This is a genomic window from Streptomyces ossamyceticus, from assembly GCF_001418475.1.
Taxonomy (GTDB): domain Bacteria; phylum Actinomycetota; class Actinomycetes; order Streptomycetales; family Streptomycetaceae; genus Streptomyces; species Streptomyces ossamyceticus.
Genome location: NZ_LIQX01000880.1, coordinates 1 through 3,077, shown reverse-complemented (window position 1 = coordinate 3,077; position 3,077 = coordinate 1). Strand labels below are relative to the sequence as shown.

At 72.3% G+C, this 3,077-nt stretch carries 2 protein-coding genes; both read right to left on the bottom strand.

Translation table 11 applies throughout. From position 1 onward, the window contains the following. Positions 1-35: 35 nt before the first annotated feature. Positions 36-710, bottom strand: coding sequence for a histidine phosphatase family protein (locus AOK15_RS40075; protein WP_055524051.1), 675 nt, complete (start codon positions 708-710; stop codon positions 36-38). Then, complete coding sequence (gene hemL, locus AOK15_RS40070; RefSeq protein WP_055524049.1) at positions 707-2,026, bottom strand: glutamate-1-semialdehyde 2,1-aminomutase; 1,320 nt, start codon at positions 2,024-2,026, stop codon at positions 707-709. The genes AOK15_RS40075 and hemL overlap by 4 nt, the downstream gene beginning before the upstream one ends. Positions 2,027-3,077: the final 1,051 nt, after the last annotated feature.

Genomic DNA, 3,077 nt, shown 5'->3' with positions numbered 1-3,077 from the left:
ACCCGCCTCGGTCCCCCGCCCCCCAAGCGGAGCGCTCACGCTCCGAAGGCCTTGTCCTTCCCCTTGACCGGCTTGGCCCCGGCCAGCAGATGCGGCGGCACCAGATCCCGCGCCGGCTCGCTGTACCCCACCGACACGATCTTGTCCCCCTGATACGTGAACGTCGTCAGGGACGCGAGCGTGCACTGCCGCCGCCGCGGGTCGTGCCACAGCCGCCGCCGCTCGACGTACGACCGGACGATCCAGATCGGCAGCTGGTGCGAGACGAGCACGGCCTCGTGCCCGCGCGCCGCGTCCTTCGCCGCGTCCAGCGCCCCCATCATGCGGACGACCTGGTCGACGTAGGGCTCACCCCACGACGGCTTGAAGGGGTTCACCAGGTGCTTCCAGTTCTCCGGCCGCTTCAGCGCGCCGTCGCCGACCCCGAAGGTCTTGCCCTGGAAGACGTTGTCGGCCTCGATGAGTCGCGCGTCGGTCGCGAGGTCCAGCCCGTGCGCCTTGGCGATCGGCGTGGCCGTCTCCTGCGCCCGCTCCAGCGGCGACGCCACGACGTGGGTGACGTCACGGGTGGCGAGGTGCTCGGCGACCCGGTCGGCCATCCGGCGCCCGAGGTCGGAGAGGTGGTACCCGGCGAGCCGCCCGTAGAGGATCCCGTCCGGGTTGGCGACCTCGCCGTGCCGCATCAGGTGGACGACGGTGATGTCACTCATGCTGCTGTGGCCTCCGCTGCCGCTCGCGCCGCCGCCGGGAGGGCGTCGGCGATTCTCTGGACCGCCTGCTCGTCGTGTGCGGTGGACACGAACCACGACTCGAACGACGACGGCGGCAGATAGACGCCCTGCGACAGCATCGAGTGGAAGAAGGCGTTGAACCGGAAGGACTCCTGCGTCTTGGCGTCCTCGTAGTTCCGTACCGGGGTGTCCGTGAAGAACACGGAGAACATGTTGGAGGCGTTCTGCAGCGTGTGCGCGACGCCCTCCTTCGTGAGCGCCTCCGTGACGAGCCCCTGGATCCGGAGGGAGACCGCGTCGACGACGTCGTACGCCGCGTCGTCGAGCAGCCGCAGCTGCGCGAGCCCGGCGGCGGTGGCGACCGGGTTCCCGGAGAGCGTGCCGGCCTGGTAGACGGGCCCGGCGGGCGCGAGGTACGCCATCACGTCGGCACGGCCACCGAAGGCCGCCGCCGGGAAGCCGCCGCCCATGACCTTGCCGAAGGTCATCAGGTCGGGGACGACCCCGTCGATCCCGTACCAGCCGGCCCTGCTGGTGCGGAAGCCGGTCATGACCTCGTCGGAGATGTACAGGGCACCGTTCTCGGCGCAGACGTCCTTGAGCCCCTGGTTGAAGCCGGGCAGCGGCGGCACGACGCCCATGTTGCCCGGGGACGCCTCGGTGATCACGCACGCGATCTCGCCGGGGTGGGCGGCGAAGGCGGCGCGCACGGCGTCGAGGTCGTTGTAGGGCAGGACGATGGTGTCGCCGGCCTGGGCGCCGGTGACGCCGGGGGTGTCCGGCAGCGCGAACGTGGCGAGACCCGACCCGGCGGCGGCGAGCAGCGAGTCGACGTGGCCGTGGTAGCAGCCGGCGAACTTGACGACCTTGGGACGGCCGGTGAAGCCGCGGGCGAGCCGGATCGCGGACATGGTGGCCTCGGTCCCGCTGGAGACGAGCCGCACCTGCTCCAGCGGCCCGACGCGGTCGACCATCTCCTCGGCGAGCGCGACCTCGCCCTCGCCGGGGGTGCCGAAGGACGTACCGCGCGAGACGGCGTCCTGAACGGCGGCGATGACCTCGGGACGGGAGTGCCCGAGGATCATCGGCCCCCAGGAGCACACGAGGTCGACGTACTCACGGCCGTCGGCGTCGGTGAGGTAGGGACCGGTACCGGACACCATGAACCGGGGCGTACCGCCCACGGCGCGGAAGGCGCGCACGGGAGAGTTCACGCCGCCGGGCGTGACGGCCGCCGCGCGCTCGAAAAGAGTCTGCGAAACCGGGGCTTCGTATGAATAAGGTCCCTGGGGCATGACCTGCGCTTTCTCCAACTCTTCCGACTCCGTTGCTCGTGCTGCCGTCAGCGTAGGCCAGCGCTCTCCGGCCACTGCGCGGAAGATCTCAGCCACGGGGCCGTCGGCGAACCGACCACCGAGACGATGCCCGCGCCTCATCGTTCGACGGTCTGAGAGACTGGGGCTTCGTACGGATAGCTCACACAGGCCATGGTGTCAGAGGCTCCGAAGATCCTGCCGACTGGTGTTTGCGCGCACGTTTCGGCGAGCGGTCGCGGGGGAGGTCACTGACACGATGATCGGGTTGCGCGGCGGGGATCACGTGGCCCAGAAATGCGTTCGGGTGGAGATATGCATCGCGGTGGCGGACTGGGCGACGGGACCGGTGACCTCGGCCCTCGTCGTGCCCGGCGGGGAAGGCACCGGCGCGACGCGGAGGAGACTGCGGAGACCCCACGACAGGAACGAGGCGGGTCCGGCGCGTCCGGATCGACAGCCGCGTCCGGCCCGTCCGGCACCGCGTCGGGCGGTAGCGGCACGGGCGGACTGACCGGACCGAGCGGACTGGGTGGACTGAGCGGACTGCTCGGCGGGCTGAGTGGACTGGGTCGGCCGGGCGGATCCGGTGGATCGAGCGGCTCGACCGGGTCGAGCACGCCGACCGGCACGGGTGCGCCGTCGGACGGCCCCGGCGGGGCGATCGGACCCGGCGCCCAGGACGGCCCGAACGGTCCCGGCGGTCCGGGCGGTCCGGGAGGTTCCGCCGGACCGGGTGGCCGGGACGCGGCCGCGGACACCGGAGCCACGGGCTCCCCAGAACAGGCGAACGGACCCACGGGCCCGACGGGCCCCCTGCGCGGTCTGGGTCCGCTCGGTTCCCTGGGGGCGCTGGGCTCCCGGAGGTTGCGCGGCGGGCAAGGGGCGCAGGGATCACCGGACGCGCAGCCGGCGTCGGGCGACGCGCATCGGACCTCGGGCTCGCAGTCGGCTCCGGGCGGGCAATCGTCGTCGGACGGCGCCGCGCAGCCGCCGACGCCGTCGGGTCCCCCGGCACAGCCCCCGCTCGGTG

Coding starts and splice junctions, on each gene's coding strand:
- AOK15_RS40075 (WP_055524051.1), bottom strand. CDS start 710: ATGAGTGACATCACCGTCGTCCACCTGATGCGGCACGGCGAGGTCGCC.
- hemL (WP_055524049.1), bottom strand. CDS start 2,026: ATGCCCCAGGGACCTTATTCATACGAAGCCCCGGTTTCGCAGACTCTT.